Raw genomic sequence first — 21174 nt, 5'->3', positions numbered from 1 at the left:
CCCATCCCCAGATGAGCCCCACTTGTCCGCGACATGATGTCCTTTCATATGCCATCTAAAACCCATTGGGTTAGAATGCCCTCCTTTTCTGCCCCCGATCCTTGAGGACCGCCATGTTCAGCCGTGATTTGACTATTGCCAAGTACGACGCCGATCTCTTTGCCGCCATGGAGCAAGAAGCCGTGCGCCAGGAAGAGCACATTGAGCTGATCGCTTCGGAAAACTACACCAGCCCAGCGGTCATGGAGGCTCAGGGTTCGGTTCTGACCAACAAGTACGCTGAAGGCTACCCAGGCAAGCGCTACTACGGCGGTTGCGAGTACGTCGACGTCGTTGAGCAGTTGGCCATCGACCGTGCCAAAGAGCTGTTCGGCGCCGATTACGCCAACGTTCAGCCGCACGCCGGCTCCCAAGCCAACAGCGCCGTGTACCTGGCCCTGCTGCAAGGCGGCGACACCATCCTGGGCATGAGCCTGGCCCACGGCGGTCACCTGACCCACGGCGCCAGCGTTTCGTCCTCGGGCAAGCTGTACAACGCCGTTCAATACGGTATCGATGCCAACGGCCTGATCGACTACGACGAAGTCGAGCGCCTGGCGGTTGAACACAAGCCGAAAATGATCGTGGCCGGTTTCTCTGCCTACTCGCAGATCCTGGACTTCCCACGCTTCCGCGCTATCGCTGACAAGGTTGGCGCTTACCTGTTCGTCGACATGGCTCACGTAGCCGGTCTGGTCGCCGCTGGCGTCTACCCGAACCCGGTGCCGTTCGCTGACGTCGTGACCACCACCACCCACAAGACCCTGCGCGGTCCACGTGGCGGCCTGATCCTGGCTCGCGCCAACGCCGAGATCGAGAAGAAGCTGAACTCCGCGGTATTCCCAGGCGCACAGGGTGGCCCGCTGGAGCACGTGATCGCCGCCAAAGCGATCTGCTTCAAAGAAGCCCTGCAGCCTGAGTTCAAGACCTACCAGCAACAAGTGGTCAAGAACGCCCAGACCATGGCCAGCGTGTTTATCGAGCGCGGCTTTGACGTGGTGTCCGGCGGTACTGAAAACCACCTGTTCCTGCTGTCACTGATCAAGCAGGACATTTCCGGTAAAGATGCTGACGCTGCCCTGGGCAAAGCCTTCATCACCGTGAACAAAAACTCCGTGCCAAACGACCCACGTTCGCCGTTCGTCACCTCCGGCCTGCGCTTCGGCACCCCGGCTGTGACCACTCGTGGCTTCAAGGAAGCAGAGTGCAAGGAACTGGCTGGCTGGATCTGCGACATCCTGGCAGACCTGAACAACGAAGCCGTGATCGACGCAGTACGTGAGAAGGTCAAGGCCATCTGCAAAAAGCTGCCGGTGTACGGCGCTTGATTGCAGTTGCTTGAATGAAAAGCCCGGCTCTTGAGCCGGGCTTTTTTATGCCTGAAAACACTGCTTTGCCAACCTGAAATGCAATCAAACATGTGGGAGGGGGCTTGCTCCCGATAGCAGAGTGTCAGGCACTTACCTGTCACTGACACACTGTCATCGGGAGCAAGCCCCCTCCCACATTGGATTGCATTTCAAGTCAGGGTTGATAGAGGCGCTGGAAGCCTTCGCGGATTTTGTCTTCCGGCAACTCATCGGCAATAAACACGATCACACTCTCCCGCGCCTCGCCCTCTTCCCATTCCGTGTCCCAATCAAAACCGTACAGCTTCAGCACGCCCTGAAACACCATGCGCCGATCTTCCCCGGCAATGTTCAGTACGCCTTTGTAGCGCAGCAGTTGCTTGCCATGGTCTTCCAACAGCTCGTTCATAAACTCGCTGAGGCGGTCGATATCCAGCGGCTGATCGGTGCGCAGCACCAGGCTGGAAATACGGTCGATGGACGGCGCAGCGCTGACCGGGCGCAGGCTCATGCCGGCGTTGAGGTTGAAGCCGCGCACGTCGAGCAGTTCCGCCAGATCGATGTTGCCGTGATCCGCCACACGAATCGGCGCGCGGCGGTTGATGCGGGTCAGGCGCTCACTCAGCGCATCGAAGGTCGCGTCGTCCACCAGGTCACGCTTGCTCACCAACAAACGGTCGGCGAAGCCGATCTGGGCCTGGGCGATGGTTTGGGTCAGGTGGTGCTCGGCATGGGCCGCGTCTACCAGGGTGATGATGCCGTCGAGGATGTAGCGCTCGCGCAGTTCCTCGTCGATGAAAAAGGTCTGCGCAACGGGCGCAGGGTCGGCCAGGCCGGTGGTCTCGATCACCAGGCGGTCGAAGGCGATCTCGCCGCTGTCCAGGCGTTCGAGCAGCAGGTACAGGGCTTTGGTCAGGTCGGTGTGGATGGTGCAACACACACAGCCGTTGGACAGGGTCATGACTTGCACCGGCTCAGCGCCCAGCAGTTGGGTGTCGATACCGGCGTCGCTGAATTCGTTTTCGATCACGGCGATTTTCAGGCCGTGCTCGGCTTTGAGCAGGTGGCGCAGCAAGGTGGTTTTGCCGGCGCCGAGGAAGCCGCTGAGGATGGTGACCGGGATGGGAGAGGACAAAGAAATTCTCCTTGAAGAAACACAGAAACAAATGTGGGAGGGGGCTTGCCCCCGATAGCAGTGTGTCAGGCACTTATCTGGCACTGACATACCGCTATCGGGGGCAAGCCCCCTCCCACAGGGGATATAGCATTAACTCAACAGCACTTAGGCCCACCCTTACCACCGTAACGGGCTTCCTGACGCTCCCGGAAGAACGCCTTGTAGTCCATCATCGGCTTGTCCGGGTGCTTGGTTTGCATATGCTCGACGTACGTGTCGTAGTCGGGCATGCCGACCATCAGGCGGGCGGCCTGACCGAGGTATTTCCCGAGACGACTGATGTCATTGAACATGATTGCAATCCTCTATCACGCGTCCGGCTGGGCCTGGAACGGGGCTTCTTTATCCGTACGTTCTTTGTTGCCCCAGGCAGCGACGCCAACCTTGAGCGCATAGAACAGGATGCTGAACACCACGAACAGGAACAGCGCCGTCAGCGTTGCGTTGGTGTAGGCGTTCCAGATCACGTGCTGCATCTGGTCGATGCTCTTGGCCGGGGCCAGGATCTGGCCGTTAGCCAGCGCATCGCTGTACTTCTTGGCCAGCGACAGGAAGCCAATCGCCGGGTTGGCGTCGAACAGCTTGATGAAGCCCGCCGTGGTGGTGCAGATCAGCAGCCATACCGCTGGCAGCATCGTCACCCAGATGTAGCGCTGGCGCTTCATTTTGATCAGCACAACGGTGGCCAGCATCAGCGCGATACCTGCCAGCATCTGGTTGGAGATACCAAACAGCGGCCACAAGGTGTTGATCCCGCCCAGTGGGTCGATCACGCCTTGGTACAGCAGGTAACCCCACATCGCCACGCAACCTGCGGTGGCGATCAGGTTGGCCGTCCACGACTCGGTGCGTTTGAGCGCAGGCACGAACGAACCCAGCAGGTCTTGCAGCATGAACCGGCCAGCACGGGTGCCCGCGTCAACTGCCGTCAGGATGAACAGCGCTTCGAACAGGATCGCAAAGTGGTACCAGAACGCCATGGTGTTTTCACCCGGCAGCACACTGTGCAGGATCTGCGCGATACCTACCGCCAACGTCGGCGCACCGCCGGCACGCGCCAGGATGGTGGTTTCACCGATGTCATGGGCAACGGCAGACAGCGCCTCAGGCGTAATCGCAAAGCCCCAGCTGCTGACGGTTTGCGCAACAGTGACGACGTCAGAACCGACGACCGCAGCCGGGCTGTTCATGGCGAAGTACACGCCTGGCTCGATCACCGACGCGGCAACCATGGCCATGATGGCGACGAACGACTCCATCAACATGCCGCCATAACCGATGTAACGCGCATGGCTTTCGTTGGCCAGCAACTTCGGCGTAGTGCCCGAAGAGATCAGCGCATGGAAACCCGAGACCGCGCCACAGGCGATGGTGATGAACAGGAACGGGAACAGACCGCCCTTCCACACCGGCCCGGTGCCGTCGATGAACTGGGTCAACGCAGGCATTTTCAGGTCTGGCATGGTGACCAGAATGCCGATCGCCAGGGCGATGATGGTGCCGATTTTCAGGAACGTAGACAGGTAGTCACGCGGTGCCAGGATCAGCCATACCGGCAGTACTGCGGCGACGAAACCGTAACCGATCAGCATCCAGGTGATTTGAATGCCGGTAAACGTGAAGGCCTTGGCCCAGACCGGGTCAGCGGCAATCTGCCCGCCCAGCCAGATCGAACCCAGCAGCAACAGCACGCCGATGATCGAAATCTCACCGATGCGGCCCGGGCGGATGTAGCGCATGTAGATGCCCATGAACATCGCAATCGGGATGGTCGCCATCACCGTAAAGATGCCCCACGGGCTCTCTGCCAGGGCCTTGACCACGATCAGCGCCAGCACCGCGAGGATGATGATCATGATCAGGAAGCAGCCAAACAGCGCGATGGTCCCCGGGATGCGGCCCATCTCTTCGCGAACCATGTCCCCCAGGGAACGGCCATTGCGACGAGTGGACAGGAACAGCACCATGAAGTCCTGCACCGCACCGGCCAGCACCACGCCGGCAATCAGCCAGAGCGTGCCGGGCAGGTAACCCATTTGCGCAGCCAGTACCGGGCCGACCAGCGGGCCTGCACCGGCAATCGCCGCAAAGTGGTGACCGAAAAGAATGTGTTTGTTGGTCGGCACATAGTCCAGACCGTCGTTGTTGATCACTGCGGGGGTGGCCCGCCGTGGATCGAGTTGCATCACGTTATTGGCGATGAACAGGCTGTAGTAGCGGTATGCAACCAGGTAGATGGCCACCGCAGCGACCACAATCCACAAGGCGTTGATCGCCTCGCCGCGGCGCAAGGCCACTACGCCTAGGGCGCACGCTCCTACGATTGCCAGCACCAGCCAGGGTAAGTGGCGTAGCAGGCTATTATTATTTTTCATTTTTATATTCCAGCCAGGGTGGACAGAAAGGACAGCCGTTCCGAGTTTAGCGCTGTTGGCCCTAAAGGCCACCCCCCTACGTTGGTCTAGAGCCTTCTGCGGGCAAAAAAAGCAGAAATAAATGCTGGGTAATGGCTAATAGCTACAATCCCCTTATCCACAGAGGGTTTGACCATGACCGAACACGCGTCTGATCGTCGCCGTTTCCGCAGGATCGCCTTTGACGCCACGACCGAACTTGGGCAAAACGGCCGGGAATGGCCGGTGCAATTGGTGGATTTGTCGCTCAAGGGCTTGTTGGTGCAACGGCCCGAGCCGTGGCTTGGGGACAGCACCCAGCCATTTGATGTGGATATCCACCTGGATGCCGAGACCGACGTGCGAATGCAGGTGCGACTGACCCATGATGATCACGGGCAGTTGGGGTTTGTGTGTGAGCACATTGATTTGGATTCGATCAGTCATCTAAGGCGCTTGATCGAGTTGAATCTTGGAGATGAGGAAGAGCTGCACCGGGAGTTGGCGGCATTGCTGGAGATCTAGCAGCCAACATAGGTCAACATGTGGGAGGGGACTTGCTCCCGATTGCAGTGTGTCAGTCAATATATATGTGTGACTGACACCCCGCTACCGGGAGCAAGCCCCCTCCCACATTAGTATTACGGTGTTGCTAAGTTATTCGAACAACGCATCCAACGCCTGCTCCAGGCGCGTCACGCCGATAATCTTGATCCCCTGCGGCGATTCTTTCGGCGCATTACCCTTAGGCACGATGGCCCGCTTAAAGCCATGCTTGGCCGCTTCCTTCAAGCGCTCCTGCCCGCTCGGCACCGGGCGCACTTCACCCGACAAACCCACCTCACCAAACACCAGCAGGTCATGGGGCAATGGCCGGTTGCGCAAACTCGACATCACCGCCGCCATCAACGCCAGGTCGGACGCGGTCTCCAGCACCTTGACCCCGCCCACTACGTTAAGGAACACGTCCTGGTCGTGGGTGGGAATGCCGCCATGGCGGTGCAATACCGCAAGCAACATCGCCAACCGGTTCTGATCCAGGCCCAAGGTGACACGCCGCGGGTTGGCCAAATGGCTGTCATCCACCAGCGCCTGCACTTCCACCAGCATTGGGCGAGTGCCTTCCCACGTCGCCATCACCACACTGCCTGGCACTTCTTCCTGGGCGCGCGTCAGAAAAATCGCCGAAGGGTTGGAGACTTCTTTCAGCCCCCGGTCCGTCATGGCAAATACGCCCAACTCGTTGACCGCGCCAAAGCGGTTCTTCACCGCTCGCAACAAGCGCAGACGGCCATCGGACTCACCCTCGAAATACAACACGGTGTCGACCATATGCTCCAGCACCCGAGGCCCGGCCAGCGCGCCCTCTTTGGTCACATGGCCTACCAGGAAGATCGCCGTGCCGCTCTGCTTGGCATAGCGCACCAGCAGCGCCGCACTCTCACGCACCTGAGACACGCCACCCGGCGCCGATTGCAGTTGCTCGGTAAAAATCGTCTGGATCGAGTCGATCACCATGACCTTGGGCTTTTCGATACGCGCCGTGGCGATGATGCTTTCAATGCAGGTTTCGGTCATGACCCGCAGTTGGTCCTGGGGCAAGCCCAGGCGACGGGCGCGCATGGCCACTTGCTGCTGGGATTCCTCACCCGTGACGTACAGCGCCGGCATGCGGCTGGCGATGCTGCACAGGGTTTGCAGCAGGATGGTCGACTTGCCGATGCCGGGGTCACCGCCGATCAGCACCACCGAGCCGTCCACCAGGCCACCACCGAGTACCCGGTCCAGTTCACCAGAGGCGGTGGAGAAGCGCGGGATCTCTTCGACGCTGACTTCAGCCAGGGTCTTGATCTGCGCCTGCTGCCCGGTCCAGCCAGCACGGCCGGTGGGGGCCGCCGCGCCGCCGCTTTCGATCATGGTTTCAGTCAGGGTGTTCCACGCACCGCACTCGGTGCACTGGCCGGCCCACTTTGGAAAGGTCGCGCCGCACTCTGTGCAGCCGTACATGCGCTTGGCCTTTGCCATTTGAGAACCTCCAACCGAAAAACCGCGATGATAGCTCAGCGCGGCGCCTGGGTCCGGATTTCACCGCTGGCCAATCGTGAAGCACTGTTGCCGATGGGGTCTTCGGCGTTGAGATCGGCGCCCTTGGCCTTTAACGCATCCAGCAACTCGACACGCTTGAACAGCCCGGCGTACATCGCGGCGGTCTGCCCGGCGCCATTGCGTTGATCGGGGTTGCAGTCGGTAGCGAGCAGGCGCTGGGCGATTTTAAGCTCGCCCTTGAAGATAGCGCCCATCAATGCGGTGTTGCCGCGTTTGTCCTGCACGCAGGCGTCGGCTCCCGCCTCAAGCAGACGGGCCACAAACGGCCCCTGGCCGTGGTAGGCCGCGAGAATCAAAGCGGTGTAGCCCTTGTCATCCTGGGTGTTGAGGGCATAGCCGGAGTCGATAAAGGTGTTGAGCATGTCGAGGTCGCCACGGCGGGCGGCGTCGAAATAGTAGTCCTGTAACTGGGCCTTGAGTGCCACCGGGTCAGGAGACTCGGCATGGGCAATAAAGGCCAGCATGGCCATCAGCAGGCCGATAGAAATGCGCATGGTTGTTTCTCCTGCCAGGACCGACGCCCGATCAAGGGCGCCGGCCGTCACCGACGGATCAGTCCGTCAGTTTGTCTGCCAACGCTTTCACACGCGCAAGGTCACCCTTGGCGACCTTGGCCACGCCGGTGCCGTATTCCGGGTCTGCCTTGTAGAGGAACGACAGAATGATGTGCTTGCTCTCGTCATCGGTGGTGGCCAGGGAGCCGCCGAAGTTTTCGATCAAGTCCTGACGCTCTTTCTTACTGTAGGAGCGGTACAAATCACCGGCCTGCTTGAAGTTCTGCTCAAGCTGGATCTTCGCCTGCTGGGTGCTGCCCGACAGTGTTGATTGGCTGTAACGCGCCGTTTGTGGCTCTTCCCGTGGCTCAAGACGGCTTGGCTGGTAGTTCACGCCGCTGCTGGTCTTGCCCAGGTTCATCGCCCCGTCCTGATTACCGTTGTTCACCGTCACCCGTGGTGCATTGATCGGCAGTTGCAGGGCATTGGCGCCCAGGCGATACATCTGGGTGTCGGCATAGGAAAACACCCGACCTTGCAACAGGCGGTCTTCTGACGGCTCGATGCCCGGCACCAGGTTGGCCGGGGCCATGGCCACTTGCTCGGTCTCTTGGAAGACGTTGGCCGGGTTGCGGTTCAGCACCATTTGCCCGACTTTGCGCTCGGGCACGTTCGGCCAGATTTTGGTGGCGTCCAGCGGGTCGAAGTCGAACTTGGCCAAGTCTTCAGGCTTGAGCACTTGCACGTACAAGTCCCACTTGGGGAAGTCGCCTTTGTTGATGTGCGTGACCAGGTCGTTGGTCATATGGCTGTAGTCGCGGCCCTGCACCTCGGTGACTTGCTTGGGGTCGAGGTTGTTGATGCCTTGCAGGCTCTTCCAGTGGAACTTGACGTAGTGCACCTCACCCTTGGCGTTGATCAACTTGTAGGCGTGCACGCCGTTGCCGTCCATTTCCCGGTAGCTGGCCGGGGTGCCGGAGTCGGAGTACAGCTCAGTCAACGTGCGGGTGGCTTCGGGTACATGGGAGAAGAAATCGAAGCGCCGGGAATCGTCATCCAGGTTGGTGCGCGGGTCTGGCTTGAAGGCGTGGACCATGTCCGGGAACTTGATGGCATCGCGGATAAAGAACGTTGGGAAGTTGTTACCTACCAGATCCCAGTTACCGTCAGCAGTGTAGAACTTGGTGGCGAAACCCCGTGGGTCGCGCAGGGTTTCCGGGGAATGGTTGCCGTGCACCACAGCCGAGAAACGCACGAACACCGGCGTCGCCTCACCTGCGGCAAACACCTTGGCCTTGGTCAGGTCGCTCAGGTTGTCGGTGACGGTAAAGGTGCCGTGGGCGCCGGTGCCACGGGCGTGCACGACGCGCTCGGGGATGCGCTCGCGGTCAAAACGCTGCAGCTTCTGGATAAGCTGCACATCCTGCAGCAGCACCGGGCCATTGGCGCCGGCGGTTTGCGAGTTTTGGTTGTCACCTACAGCGGCGCCGTTATCGCGGGTCAGGTTGGCGGCTTGCACCGACAGGGAAAGCAGGCTGGCGGTGACCAATAGCAGCGCAGTTCGCGCTGAAACAGGCCCACGGCTCATTGGGTTCTTCATCGAGATTTCCTCTGGTTTTTCTAGTGCACATTCAGTTGTGCTTACCAGAGGCTAGAGGCCCAGGCCGCAGAAGATAAATAGAAAAGCCGTACCAGCCCGATTAATAAAATAGTGTGGTAACCCACTGAATTTACGCGTAATTCGCGCGCGATTGATGGCACTTTGCAAACTATTTGCGATTTAATGTGTCGATAAAAACTAACAGTGTTAACAGTTGTTTCGGGCAAGCCCTCTACGACTGAATTACACTGAGCCCCACCCTTCTCATCTGTAACAAGGAATAACCTATGGGCGTGATCAGTGAGTTCAAGGCCTTCGCGGTCAAAGGTAATGTGGTCGACATGGCCGTCGGTATCATCATCGGCGCCGCCTTCGGCAAGATTGTTTCCTCGTTTGTAGGCGACGTGGTGATGCCACCCATCGGCCTGTTGATCGGTGGCGTGGACTTCGGCGATTTGGCGATAACGCTCAAGGCAGCGCAAGGCGATGTGCCTGCGGTGGTGCTGGCGTATGGCAAGTTCATCCAGAGCGTGATCGATTTTGTGATCGTCGCGTTTGCGATCTTCATGGGTGTGAAGGCAATCAACCGCCTGAAGCGTGAAGAGGCTGTGGCGCCAAGCCTGCCGCCGACGCCGACCAAAGAAGAAGTGTTGCTGGGTGAGATCCGTGATCTGCTCAAGGCACAGAACGACAAACCGCTTTAACCAAAGCGAGTTTGGAAAAGGCGCCTGCATGAGGCGCCTTTTTTATTACCAGTAGTTTTCCACCGCCACCTGGCCAGGTCGTCGGCTCAGGCTCAGTTGCAGGTCGCGCTGCTTGAGCAGTTGGCGCGTGTCATCGACCATCTGTGGGTTACCGCAAATCAGCACGCGGGAATGTTCCGGAGTCAGCTCGACGCCAGCGGCACGTTCCAGCTCGCCATTTTCGATCAGCGTGGTAATGCGCCCATTCAGCGCGCCGGGGTGTTGTTCGCGGGTGACGATGGGAACGTAGGTGAACTTGTGCGCGTACTCGGCCAAATACTCGCGCTCGCCCAATTCATTGATCAGTGATTGGTAGGCAAGCTCCTTGGCCTCCCTGGCGCTGTACACCAGGACGATACGCTCGAATTTCTCCCAGACCTCGAAGTCCTGCAGGATCGACAGGAACGGCGCCACCCCGGTGCCGGTGCCAAGCATCCACAAGTCGCGCCCGTCGACAAACCGGTTCAATGTCAGGAACCCAGTGGCCTGGCGCTCAACCATCAAGGTATCACCCACGCGCAGGCGACTCAGCTCGCTGGTGAACTCCCCGCCCGGCACGACAATCGAGAAAAAGTCCAAGTGTTCGTCAAACGGTGAGGACACCACGGAATAGGCGCGCCATACGGTGCTGCCATCGGCCTTGGTCACGCCCAGACGCACGAACTGGCCCGCGGTGAAACGAAAGCCCGGATCGCGTGTGGTGCGCAGGGTAAACAGGCTGGGGGTCAGCGATTGCACATCAAGCAAGGTCTGGCGGGTAAATTTCTCAGCACTGGCCGTCATGGGGGCCTCCGTTCTACAGGTGCCCTAGTGTCCCTCAAAGTGGCTCGTGGAAACACCTACGGTTGGTAGTGGCATCATGCAAGCATTCAATAGTGGCTTTTTAGTTGCACTGCAAATCAATTCGCTATTAACGCTATCACTCGCATTACATACACTCCGTCATTTGATGCTTGCAAACGACTCAAGCTACTAATAACTCTCCACATTCAACTAAACGCTTACCAAGCCAACTAACGTTCGCGCCAAAAAACATTTAAACCGTGGTTCACAATAACGAAATTTTCCTCTCGCAATGTAGCCGTTGTCCTACACTCATTTCCGTGCAGCTTTGGGGTTAAGGACGTACCCAAATCGCGGAAATCCATGGAGAGTTACCGATGCTTAACTGGCGCAATACACGGCTCCCCAAACTGGAAGGCGAGAACGAGATCACCAGTGTATTTGAAATGGTCATCAACAAAACGTATGAGCTTGGCTTCCAATACTGTTCCTTCAAGATGAGTTCTCAATTACCCCAAAAACAAACCAAACCGATTGATCTCAACAACTACCCCAATGAATGGTCCGCACTGTATAGCCAGGCACACTTTTTCGATGTGGACCCTGTCGTCAAACACTGCAAGAACTCGGTACTGCCGATTGTCTGGGAGGAAAACACATTCAAAGACACCCCAAGCCTATGGTCCCTGGCGAATACCTTAGGCGTAAACGTGGGATGGACCCAAGCCGTGCATGATTTCCAGGGGGTGTTCAGCATGCTGACCCTGGCGCGTCGCGAGGGGCGGGTCAGCCCGGAAGAACTGTACGAAAAAGCCGGCCATGTATTGTGGTTGTGCCACGCAATGCATGCGGTTGTGGTGCGCAAATATGCTGAAAAACCCGACGCCAGCCCTGCCTGTAAATTGACGCCTAGAGAACGGGAAATTCTCATGTGGTCAGGCATGGGCAAGACGGCTGCGGACATTGCCAGAATCCTGTGCCTGTCCGAACGCACAGTGGGCTTTCATATCTGCAGTTGTTTCAAAAAGTTGGGCGTCAACAACAAGATCGCCGCAGTACTCAGTGCCGCTCGCAGCGGGATTATTTAAACGGCGCAGAAACACTGCATGTAATCCCTCTGAAAAAAACGTAACATTTACGGCCAATTCTGAGTGTTGAGTAGCCCCACCAGGGTGCAACCGTCGTTCACTCAGACTGTCCGGCTGGCCGCCGCCGGGCCCCCATCGTTGACCCAGAGCCTCCCTCGCCATGCCCCTGCTCGAAAGCCCCTTCGCCCAGCTCGATCTGATCCGCCAGCCAGAGCAACATAACGATCCGCTGCAAGCCTTCGATGCGGCCGACGAGTATTTGCTCGCCTACCTGGCCGAGCAGCAACCAAACGCCACCACGCGCGTGCTGGTGCTCAACGACAGTTTCGGCGCCTTGGCTGCCAGCCTTGCAGACCACGTGCAGGTAACCTCCAGCGGCGACTCATGCCTGGCGGCCCTGGGCCTGGAGAAAAACCTGGTGCGCAACGGCAAGGCCTTTGATGCCGTACCGTTCGTGCCTGCCAGCCAAGCGCCGAGCGGGCCGTTTGACCGGGTGCTGATTCGCGTCCCCAAAACCCTGGCGTTGCTGGAAGAACAACTCATCCGCCTGCAAGGCCAACTGGCGCCAGGTGCCGAAGTCGTCGCCGCAGCGATGATCAAGCATTTGCCACGCGCAGCAGGCGAATTACTGGAACGCTACATCGGGCCGATGCACGCCTCGCTTGCAGTGAAGAAGGCGCGCCTGTTGATCGCCACCGTCGCCGATCGCCCCGTGGCAGTCTCGCCCTACCCGACCCGCTACACGCTGGACACGCCAGCCATCGAGCTGCTTAACCACGCCAACGTGTTCTGCCGCGAGGGCCTCGACATCGGCACCCGCGCCTTCCTGCCGCACCTGCCAAACAACCTGGGCAGCGCCCGTGTGGCCGACCTGGGTTGCGGCAATGGTGTATTGGCGATTGCCAGCGCACTGCAAAACCCCGACGCGCAGTACACGCTGGTGGACGAATCCTATATGGCCGTGCAATCGGCGACCGACAACTGGCTGGCGGCGCTGGGTGAACGCGATGTCACCGTGCGCGCTGGCGATGGCCTGGCCGGCCAGGAAGCCGATTCGCTGGACGTGGTGTTGTGCAACCCGCCGTTCCACCAACAGCAGGTAGTGGGTGACTTCCTCGCCTGGCGTATGTTCCAACAGGCACGGGAAGCCCTGGTGGTGGGCGGCGCGCTCTATATAGTCGGCAACCGTCACTTGGGTTATCACACCAAGCTGGCGCGCTTGTTCCGTGGCGTCGAGCAAGTGGCCACCACGCCAAAATTTGTCATCCTCAAAGCGCGCAAATAAAAAAAACCCTGCCGCTCTCGCAAGGGGCAGGGTTGAAAGCCGGGCCACAAAGCCCGGGTGGGATATCAGTGGGTGGTCAGGCCTGCCGCATTCATAAACATGCGCATCAGGCTGGCCACGACAAACAGGGCCAGCACGCTGCCGGTCCAGATCATCGCCAGCCACCCCAGGCGCCGCCACAACGGCTGTTTCTCGGCCTGTTCGATCTCGTGCAACGTAGGTTTGCCAGACATGAGACGCCCCTCCTAGTGGTAACCATCTTCGTGGGTAACCTTGCCGCGGAACACGTAGTAGCTCCAGAAGGTGTAGCCCAGGATAAACGGGATGATGAATAACGTGCCCACCAGCATAAAGCCCTGGCTTTGCGGCGGCGCGGCGGCGTCCCAGATCGAGACCGATGGCGGGATGATGTTCGGCCACAGGCTGATCCCCAAACCGCTGTAGCCCAAGAAGATCAACACCAGCGTCAGCAAAAACGGCGTGTAGTGCGCATTACGCGCCACGGCGCGAATCAACCCGTACAAGGTCACCAGCACCAAAATCGGCACCGGCAGGAACCAGAACAGGTTCGGCAAGGTAAACCAGCGCGAGGCGATTTCCGGGTGGGTCAGCGGTGTCCAGATGCTCACGACGCCGATCACTGCCAGCAGCGCATAGGCCAGCGGCCGCCCCAGGTTGTGCATCTTTTCCTGCAACGGGCCTTCGGTCTTCATGATCAGCCAGGTGCAGCCCAACAACGCGTAAGCCACGATCAACGCCACGCCGCAGAACATCGTGAACGGCGTTGCCCAATCCAGCGAGCCGCCAGCGAACTGGCGATCCACCACCGGGATGCCATCGATAAACGCCCCCAGTGCCACGCCCTGGAAGAACGTCGCCGCCAGCGAGCCGCCGATAAACGCTTTATCCCACAGGTGCCGCTTGTGGTCTTTGGCCTTGAAGCGGAACTCAAACGCCACGCCCCGGAAGATCAGGCCGATCAGCATCAAGATCAGCGGCAGGTACAACGCCGACAACACCACCGAATAGGCCAGCGGGAAGGCGCCGAACAGCGCCGCACCGCCCAGTACCAGCCAGGTTTCGTTGCCGTCCCACACCGGGGCGACGGTGTTCATCATCACGTCACGGTCGACTTTGCCGGGGATAAACGGAAAGAGAATGCCGATACCCAGGTCGAAGCCGTCCATGACCACGTACATCATGATGCCGAAGATGATGATCACGGCCCAGATCAGCGGAAGATCAATACCCATCTCAATTCCCCTTGTGCTGGATGTCAGCGTGATCGTCTTCGGTGCCATCATCGGCAGCCGACAACGGACGGGCTGGCGTGCGTTTCTGGCCAGGGCCACCGTGGGTTGGCTCGGTCACGTCATGGGCCACAGGGCCTTTGCGCACCAGGCGCATCATGTAGCCAAGGCCCGCGCCGAACAGCGCGAAGTACACCACCACGAACAACACCAGGGTAATAGTCATCTGCGCCAGGCTATGCCCGGACGACGCATCCGCCGTGCGCATCAAACCGTAGACCACCCACGGCTGTCGGCCGATCTCGGTGGTGAACCAGCCGGCGAGAATCGCGATCAGGCCGGACGGCCCCATCCACAGCGCCAGGTACAAGAACGGCTTGGACGTATACATCTTGTCGCCCCGGCGCAGCCACAGGCTGAACAAACCGGTGAAGATCATCAAGAAGCCCAGGCCGACCATGACCCGGAACGACCAGAACACGATGGTCGAGTTGGGGCGGTCTTCAGGCGGGAACTCCTTGAGGGCCGGCACCTGTTTATCCAGGGAGTGAGTGAGGATCAGGCTGCCCAGGTACGGAATCTCGACAGCATATTTGGTTCTTTCCTCTTTCATGTCCGGCCAGCCGAACAGGATCAACGGGGTCGGCTCATTGCCGATGTTTTCCCAGTGGCCTTCAATCGCGGCGATTTTCGCCGGTTGGTGCTTCAAGGTATTAAGGCCATGGAAGTCACCGATCACCGCCTGGATCGGCGCGACGATCAGCGCCATCCACATCGCCATCGAGAGCATTTTGCGGATGGCCGGGCTGTCCTTGCCGCGCAGCAAATGCCACGCTGCCGACGAGCCGACGAAAAACGCAGTCGCTACGAACGCCGCTGTGGCCATGTGCGCCAGGCGGTAAGGGAACGACGGGTTGAAGATCACCGCCAGCCAATCGGTAGGAATCACGCGGCCATCGATGATTTCAAAGCCCTGGGGCGTCTGCATCCAGCTGTTGGACGCCAGAATCCAGAAGGTCGAAATCAACGTACCGACGGCCACCATGACCGTGGAGAAGAAGTGCAGCTTGCGCCCCACCTTGTTCCAGCCAAACAGCATCACCCCGAGGAAACCCGCCTCAAGGAAGAACGCCGTGAGCACTTCATAGGTAAGCAGCGGCCCGGTGACGGCGCCGGCGAAGTCCGAGAAGCGGCTCCAGTTGGTGCCGAACTGGTAGGCCATGACCAAACCTGAGACCACGCCCATGCCGAAGTTGACGGCAAAGATCTTCGACCAGAAATGGTAGAGGTCACGGTAGGTGTCGTTGTGGGTCTTGAGCCACAAGCCTTCCAGCACCGCGAGGTAACTGGCCAGGCCGATGGTGATCGCCGGGAACAGGATGTGGAACGAGATGGTGAATGCAAATTGAATTCGGGCGAGATCTAGCGCCTCCAAACCGAACATATGTCTTCCTCTGTCAGGTAATACCGGCTGCTGGCGGGAGCCTGCACCCACTGCCCCCACGGATATGGAGTCTGGCGAATTTCAATTCGTTTCTTTTTTAACTCACCACGTAGGGAATCTGGCCCTGAGGCCGCCAGAGCAATCCCTGGGGAGGTTTTGATCTGGATCAAGCATTGCTGAAAGAGTAGTCCGGTTTTCGCTGTAGGACGGCGTGGTCTTTTGCCGCGTGACAGACTGCCTCAGCTCAGTTGTTGCAACTATCTGTTACAACTTAGTGATAATCTCGGTGCTCCCTCCGGCCTTGACCTGAACTCCCGATGCCTAGTGAACCCGTGTTGCTGTTGCGTCACCACCGCCCTTTCATCGCGTTCTGGCTGGCACGTATCTTCACCGCCAGCGGCTTCCAGATGCTCACCGTGGCCATTGGCTGGAACCTCTATCAACTAACCGGCAATGTGCTCGACCTCGGTTTGGTGGGTTTAGTGGAGTTCGTACCGCGCGTGCTGTTTATGCTGCACACCGGGCATGTTGCCGACCGCTATGAGCGACGCAAGGTCGCTGCCATCTGCCAGACCGTGCAGGCGCTGATTGCGCTTTCGCTGGCCATCGGCGGCCTGACCGGCAACGTGACCCGCGAGATGATATTTATCCTCGCGTTCCTGCTTGGCGCTGCGCGCTCATTTGAAATGCCTACCACCCAGGCCATGCTGCCAAGCATTGTGCCCAGTGCGTTATTCCCGCGGGCGGTGGCCTCGTCGCAATCGGCCCAGCAGTTGGCAACCATCGTCGCACCGGCCTTGGGCGGTTTGCTGTATGCGTTTGGCAGCGTGTGGGTGTATGGCCCCACCGTGGTGCTGTACCTCATTGCCTGTGTGCTGACCCTCAACCTGCCCGCCCGCCAGACCCCGCTCAACAAAGGCAAGGCCACCCTGGATTCGCTGCTGGCCGGCATCCGCTTTATCCGCAGTCGCCCGGACATCCTCGGCGCCATCTCCTTGGACCTGTTCGCCGTGCTGCTGGGCGGCGCCACTGCATTGCTGCCGGTGTTCGCCAAGGACATCCTGCTCACCGGCGCCTGGGGCCTGGGCCTGCTGCGCTCGGCGCCAGCGGTGGGGGCGTTGTTGATGTCGCTGTGGCTGGCGCGGTTCTCGGTGGACCGCAAAGTCGGTCGCGTGATGTTCACCGCCGTGGGTGTATTCGGCGTGGCGACCATTGCGTTCGGCCTGTCCACCTCGTTCTGGTTTTCATTGGCGGTGCTGGTGGTACTGGGCGCGGCAGACATGATCAGCATGGTGATCCGCGCGTCGTTCGTGCAGTTGGAAACGCCCGATGAAATGCGCGGGCGGGTCAGTGCGGTCAACGGCTTGTTTATCGGCGCGTCGAATCAGTTGGGGGAGTTTGAATCGGGGATTACCGCCCATTGGTTTGGCACGGTGCCCGCGGTGGTGATGGGTGGGATTGGTACGTTGGTGGTGACGGGGGTGTGGATAAAGTTGTTCCCCACCTTGGCGAATCGGGATCGGATGCATGTTCCGTTGGAAGAAACCATCAAGCCCACCACCTAACTCAATATGGCAATAAGGCCAATGTGGGAGGGGGCTTGCTCCCGATAGCGATGTGTCAGTCAGCATTTGTGCCAGCTGACCCACTGCAATCGGGGGCAAGCCCCCTCCCACATTTGGATCTCCATAATCTGGAAAATCGGGTTACAACACCTTATCCAAGGTGATGGGAAAGTCCCTTACCCGCTTGCCAGTGGCGTGATACACCGCATTCGCCACCGCCGCCGCCACCCCGACAATGCCGATCTCGCCCACGCCCTTTGACCCCAATGCATTCACGATCTCGTCGTGTTCCTCCACAAAAACCACGTCAATCTCGCCGATATCGGCATTCACCGGGATGTGGTATTCCGCCAGGCTGTGGTTCATGAAACGCCCCAATTGATGGTCGGCCTGCGTCTCCTCATGCAAGGCCATGCCGATGCCCCACACCACGCCGCCGAGAATCTGGCTGCGGGCCATCTTCGGGTTGACCACGCGCCCCGCTGCAATGGCGCTGACAACACGGCTGACCTTGATGGTGCCCAGGTCTTCGTCTACCCGCACTTCGACGAACACCGCCGAGTGAGTGGCGGTTGAATACCCTTCGCGTTTTTTGTCGGGCTCGCTGTCGACCTGTACTTCAAGCGCGTCTTCGCCTGCGTCCTTGACCAGCTGTGCCAGCGACACACTCACATCGCCGGTATGCAGTTGGCCGTCTTCAAAGCGCAAGGCCTCGACGTCCTTGAACACGGGATAGGTCTGCCTGGCGACTTCCAGCAACTTGGCATTAAGCGCTTCACAGGCTTGTTGCACAGCCGTACCGACCGAAGAAACGGTAAACGAGCCGCCCTGCAAGGGTGCGGTCGGCAATGAAGAATCGCCGAGCAGAAAGGTGACGTCTTCGACCGCCACGCCGCTGGCCTGCGCGGCAATCTGGGTCATCACCGTATAAGTGCCGGTGCCGATATCGGTGGTGGCGCTGCTCACCGTCAGCTTGCCTTGGGCGTCGATACGCGCCTTGGCGCTGGCCTTCATCTGCATGGCTTCCCACACGCCGCCGGCCATGCCCCAGCCTATCAACTGGCGGCCGTCGCGCATGCTGCGCGGTTCCGGATTGCGCTGCGACCAACCAAAGCGCTCGGCGCCTTCGCTGTAACACTCGCGCAGGGCCTTGCTGGACCAGGGCTGGTCTTCGTTTTGATTGCGCTCGGCGTAGTTGATCAGCCGCAGCTGTACCGGGTCGAGCCCTAACGCGCAGGCCACCTCGTCCATGGCACATTCCAGGCCGATTACGCCGAGGGCGGCACCGGGGGCGCGCATGTCCAACGGCGTGAACACATCCAGCGGCACCAGGTTGTAGGTCAGCTGCACGTTATCGCAGTGATAGAGCATGCCGCTCCATTCCACCACGTGCTCGCTAAAGTCCTCGAAACGCGAGGTCTGGCCGATGGCGGTGTGGCCGAGCGCGAGTAACGTGCCGTCGGCCGCGGCACCCATTTGCAGACGCTGCAAAGTGCGCGGGCGATAGCCGAAGGTGAACATCTGCTGGCGAGTCAAAGTCACGCGCACCGAGCGTTTCAGCGCCAAAGACGCCATCACCGCCAACGGCAACTGGTACTGCGGGCGCAGGCCAGAGCCAAATGCGCCGCCCACGAAGGCGGCAAAGATGCGTACCTGGCTTTTATCCAGGCCGAAGACTTTTTGCACATAGGCCTGGCAGTTCTGCGGGCCTTGGGTTTTGTCGTGGATATGCAGGCTGCCATCGGCTTGATACAGCACGGTGCTGGCGTGGGGTTCCATGGGGTTGTGGTGTTCGACCGGGGTGCTGTAGTGCAGATCGAGGCTGACGGCGGCCGCATTCCATTGGGCCTGGAAGTTTCCACGTGGCGCGGGCGGCGTTTGCGGCGAGGGGTGCGCGTGTGACTGTTGGGCGACCAAATCGGTGTCAAAGGCTTCGGCTTCGTATTCGATCTGCACCAGGGAGCCCGCATGCCGCGCCAGCTCCAGATTGTCAGCAATCACCAGCGCCAGGGGCTGGCCGCTGTACAGCACGCGGTCATTGTACAGCGGGCGAAACGGCGAGCCATCCGCCGCATCGTCATCAGCGAAGGCCTCGTCGTAACTGGCGATCTTGGGGCGATTGAGGTGACTGAGCACCCTCACCACGCCCGGCAGCGCGAGCGCCCTGGACGTATCGATACTGATCACGCGACCCTTGGCAATGTTGCTGGACACCACACTGCCATGCAGCAAGCCCGCTTCGGGAAACTCACCGGCATAGCGTGCCTGGCCGGTGACTTTGAGCAGACCGTCGACACGGTCCAATGGTTTGCCGATGGCAGTCATGGGCGGTCTCCTGCGACAGCGGCGTCACTTAATGCACGGATGATTGCGCGGCGCGCCAACTTGATCTTAAAGCCGTTGTGTTCCAAGGGCTCGGCGTCTTGCAGCAGGGCGTCGGCGGCGTGGCTGAAGGTTTCGCGGCTGACCGTCTGGCCAATCAGCGAAGCCTCTACCGCACGGTCACGCCAGGGTTTGTGGGCCACACCGCCAAGGGCCAGGCGCGCGTCGATAATCTGGTCGCCGTCCAACTCCAGGGCGGCGGCGACAGACACCAGGGCAAAGGCGTAGGAGGCGCGGTCGCGAATTTTCAGGTAATTGCTGTGAGTGGCCAGGTTGTCGGCGGGCAACTCAATGGCGGTGATCAGTTCATCGTCGGCCAGCAGGTTGTCGCGCTGGGGCGTGTCGCCGGGCAGGCGATGGAAGTCGGCGAACTCCATAACCCGAGCACCTGCGCGGCCTTGCACATGCACGCGCGCCTCCAGCGCAGCCAGGGCCACGCACATATCCGAGGGGTGAGTGGCGACGCATTGGTCGCTGGCGCCGAGAATCGCGTGGATGCGGTTCAGGCCGGTACGCGCCGGGCAGCCGCTGCCGGGCTCGCGTTTATTGCAGGGCACGGCGGCGTCGTAAAAGTAGTAGCAACGGGTACGCTGCAACAGATTGCCGCCGGTGCTGGCCATATTGCGCAGTTGCGGCGAGGCGCCGGCGAGGATCGCTTGGGACAACAACGGGTAACGCTGCTCGATCAGCGGGTGCCAGGCCAGGTCGGCATTGCTGACCAATGCGCCGATGCGCACACCTCCGTGGGCGGTTTCTTCCACTTCGTGCAACGGCAGGCCGGTGATGTCTATCAGGTGCTCGGGACGGCTGATGTTTTCTTTCATCAAGTCCAGCAGGTTGGTGCCGCCGGCGATAAAGCGCGAAGCGGCGCTGCTCAGGTGCACGGCTTCGTGCACATCCACGGGCTTGCTGTACTGGAAGGGGTTCATTGCTCACCTCCCAACACGACATCTTCAATGGCGTCACGGATGTTGCCGTAGGCACCACAGCGGCACAGGTTGCCGCTCATCAGTTCCTGGATTTGCGCAGTGTCGTGGGCGCGACCTTCGTTCATCAGGCCCACGGCAGAGCAGATCTGCCCGGGGGTGCAGTACCCGCATTGGAAGGCGTCGCGCTTGATAAAGGCTTGCTGCATCGGGTGGAGCACGTCGCCGCTGGCCAAGCCTTCGATGGTGGTCAACTCAGCACCGTCGCACATCACCGCCAACGTCAGGCAGGCGTTGACGCGTTTGCCATCACGCAGCACGGTGCACGCGCCGCATTGGCCGTGGTCGCAGCCCTTTTTGCTACCGGTCAGGTCGAGTTGTTCACGCAGCAGGTCCAGCAATGTGGTCCAGGGCAACACATCCAGTTGGCGATCCTCGCCGTTGAGGCGCAGGCGAATCGGGTGACTGACGAACGGCTGGGCCGCCGCGCCGTTGGGAGTTGCGCTCATAAACACCTCACGGGTTGGTGTACATCCGCGGCGTTCAGGAA

At 59.9% G+C, this 21174-nt stretch carries 19 protein-coding genes; 6 read left to right on the top strand and 13 right to left on the bottom strand.

All coding sequences use genetic code 11. The features are described 5' to 3' along the window. Positions 1–113 precede the first annotated feature (113 nt). Positions 114–1367, top strand: coding sequence for a serine hydroxymethyltransferase (gene glyA / locus ICY20_RS23400; RefSeq protein WP_053137906.1), 1254 nt, complete (start codon positions 114–116; stop codon positions 1365–1367). A 196-nt stretch (positions 1368–1563) separates the two neighbouring features. Here the strand turns inward: glyA and yjiA are convergent, their stop codons facing one another. From yjiA to ICY20_RS23385, 3 genes are all read right to left on the bottom strand, one after another. Further along, complete coding sequence (gene yjiA / locus ICY20_RS23395; RefSeq protein ID WP_194938696.1) at positions 1564–2523, bottom strand: GTPase; 960 nt, start codon at positions 2521–2523, stop codon at positions 1564–1566. Positions 2524–2660: 137 nt separating this feature from the next. After that, positions 2661–2858: a YbdD/YjiX family protein gene (locus tag ICY20_RS23390; RefSeq protein ID WP_003176208.1), complete on the bottom strand. Its 198-nt coding sequence runs from the start codon at positions 2856–2858 to the stop codon at positions 2661–2663. Between the two features lie 15 nt (positions 2859–2873). After that, on the bottom strand, positions 2874–4940 hold the full coding sequence (locus tag ICY20_RS23385; protein WP_159937320.1) for a carbon starvation CstA family protein: 2067 nt from the start codon (positions 4938–4940) through the stop codon (positions 2874–2876). A 174-nt stretch (positions 4941–5114) separates the two neighbouring features. Between ICY20_RS23385 and ICY20_RS23380 the strand changes: the two genes are divergently transcribed. Then, positions 5115–5483, top strand: coding sequence for a PilZ domain-containing protein (locus ICY20_RS23380; protein ID WP_159956065.1), 369 nt, complete (start codon positions 5115–5117; stop codon positions 5481–5483). A 132-nt stretch (positions 5484–5615) separates the two neighbouring features. On the opposite strand, the gene radA is transcribed toward ICY20_RS23380, so the two are convergent. From radA to katB, 3 genes are read right to left on the bottom strand one after another with little or no spacing between them, the layout of a single operon-like run. Then, positions 5616–6983 carry a DNA repair protein RadA gene (gene radA / locus ICY20_RS23375; protein ID WP_194938695.1) on the bottom strand — a complete coding sequence of 456 codons (1368 nt, stop codon included), beginning with the start codon at positions 6981–6983 and terminating at the stop codon, positions 5616–5618. A gap of 35 nt (positions 6984–7018) precedes the next feature. Further along, positions 7019–7558 (bottom strand): ankyrin repeat domain-containing protein, encoded by a 540-nt coding sequence (locus ICY20_RS23370; RefSeq protein ID WP_194938694.1) that lies wholly within the window; start codon positions 7556–7558, stop codon positions 7019–7021. 58 nt (positions 7559–7616) lie between these two features. Beyond that, positions 7617–9158 carry a catalase KatB gene (gene katB / locus ICY20_RS23365; protein WP_194938693.1) on the bottom strand — a complete coding sequence of 514 codons (1542 nt, stop codon included), beginning with the start codon at positions 9156–9158 and terminating at the stop codon, positions 7617–7619. Positions 9159–9445: 287 nt separating this feature from the next. Here katB and mscL point away from each other — a divergent pair, with 287 nt between their 5' ends. Further along, positions 9446–9862, top strand: coding sequence for a large-conductance mechanosensitive channel protein MscL (gene mscL, locus ICY20_RS23360; RefSeq protein WP_017737414.1), 417 nt, complete (start codon positions 9446–9448; stop codon positions 9860–9862). Between the two features lie 45 nt (positions 9863–9907). On the opposite strand, the gene ICY20_RS23355 is transcribed toward mscL, so the two are convergent. After that, positions 9908–10684, bottom strand: coding sequence for a ferredoxin--NADP reductase (locus ICY20_RS23355; RefSeq protein ID WP_159956059.1), 777 nt, complete (start codon positions 10682–10684; stop codon positions 9908–9910). 377 nt (positions 10685–11061) lie between these two features. Between ICY20_RS23355 and ICY20_RS23350 the strand changes: the two genes are divergently transcribed. Together ICY20_RS23350 and ICY20_RS23345 are read left to right on the top strand one after the other, a co-directional pair. Next, positions 11062–11772 carry a helix-turn-helix transcriptional regulator gene (locus ICY20_RS23350; RefSeq protein ID WP_159956057.1) on the top strand — a complete coding sequence of 237 codons (711 nt, stop codon included), beginning with the start codon at positions 11062–11064 and terminating at the stop codon, positions 11770–11772. Positions 11773–11932: 160 nt separating this feature from the next. Further along, the gene (locus ICY20_RS23345) at positions 11933–13057 is read left to right on the top strand and encodes a methyltransferase (RefSeq protein ID WP_194938692.1); all 1125 of its coding nucleotides are present in this window, start codon (positions 11933–11935) and stop codon (positions 13055–13057) included. Between the two features lie 65 nt (positions 13058–13122). On the opposite strand, the gene ICY20_RS23340 is transcribed toward ICY20_RS23345, so the two are convergent. Genes ICY20_RS23340 through ICY20_RS23330 form a run of 3 tightly spaced genes read right to left on the bottom strand, consistent with a single transcriptional unit; the run spans position 13123 to position 15751 of the window. Next, positions 13123–13290 (bottom strand): DUF2474 domain-containing protein, encoded by a 168-nt coding sequence (locus ICY20_RS23340; protein WP_010562540.1) that lies wholly within the window; start codon positions 13288–13290, stop codon positions 13123–13125. A gap of 12 nt (positions 13291–13302) precedes the next feature. Next, positions 13303–14310: a cytochrome d ubiquinol oxidase subunit II gene (cydB, locus tag ICY20_RS23335; protein WP_159956053.1), complete on the bottom strand. Its 1008-nt coding sequence runs from the start codon at positions 14308–14310 to the stop codon at positions 13303–13305. A 1-nt stretch (position 14311) separates the two neighbouring features. Next, entirely contained in the window at positions 14312–15751 is a 1440-nt protein-coding gene (locus ICY20_RS23330) for a cytochrome ubiquinol oxidase subunit I (protein WP_194938691.1), read from the bottom strand. A 317-nt stretch (positions 15752–16068) separates the two neighbouring features. Here ICY20_RS23330 and ICY20_RS23325 point away from each other — a divergent pair, with 317 nt between their 5' ends. Beyond that, positions 16069–17316, top strand: coding sequence for an MFS transporter (locus ICY20_RS23325; protein ID WP_159956049.1), 1248 nt, complete (start codon positions 16069–16071; stop codon positions 17314–17316). 141 nt (positions 17317–17457) lie between these two features. On the opposite strand, the gene ICY20_RS23320 is transcribed toward ICY20_RS23325, so the two are convergent. From ICY20_RS23320 to ICY20_RS23310, 3 genes are read right to left on the bottom strand one after another with little or no spacing between them, the layout of a single operon-like run. Then, positions 17458–19641, bottom strand: a complete 2184-nt coding sequence (locus ICY20_RS23320) for a xanthine dehydrogenase family protein molybdopterin-binding subunit (RefSeq protein ID WP_194938690.1) — start codon at positions 19639–19641, stop codon at positions 17458–17460. Next, positions 19638–20627 (bottom strand): FAD binding domain-containing protein, encoded by a 990-nt coding sequence (locus ICY20_RS23315; RefSeq protein ID WP_194938689.1) that lies wholly within the window; start codon positions 20625–20627, stop codon positions 19638–19640. Before ICY20_RS23315 ends, ICY20_RS23320 begins: the two co-directional genes overlap by 4 nt. Next, positions 20624–21133 (bottom strand): (2Fe-2S)-binding protein, encoded by a 510-nt coding sequence (locus ICY20_RS23310; RefSeq protein WP_159956043.1) that lies wholly within the window; start codon positions 21131–21133, stop codon positions 20624–20626. Before ICY20_RS23310 ends, ICY20_RS23315 begins: the two co-directional genes overlap by 4 nt. Positions 21134–21174 lie beyond the last annotated feature (41 nt).

The organism is Pseudomonas pisciculturae (assembly GCF_015461805.1).
GTDB classification, from domain to species: Bacteria; Pseudomonadota; Gammaproteobacteria; order Pseudomonadales; family Pseudomonadaceae; genus Aquipseudomonas; species Aquipseudomonas pisciculturae.
Note: the sequence above shows the minus strand (reverse complement) of the source record. Positions and strands in the feature narration are given on the sequence as shown.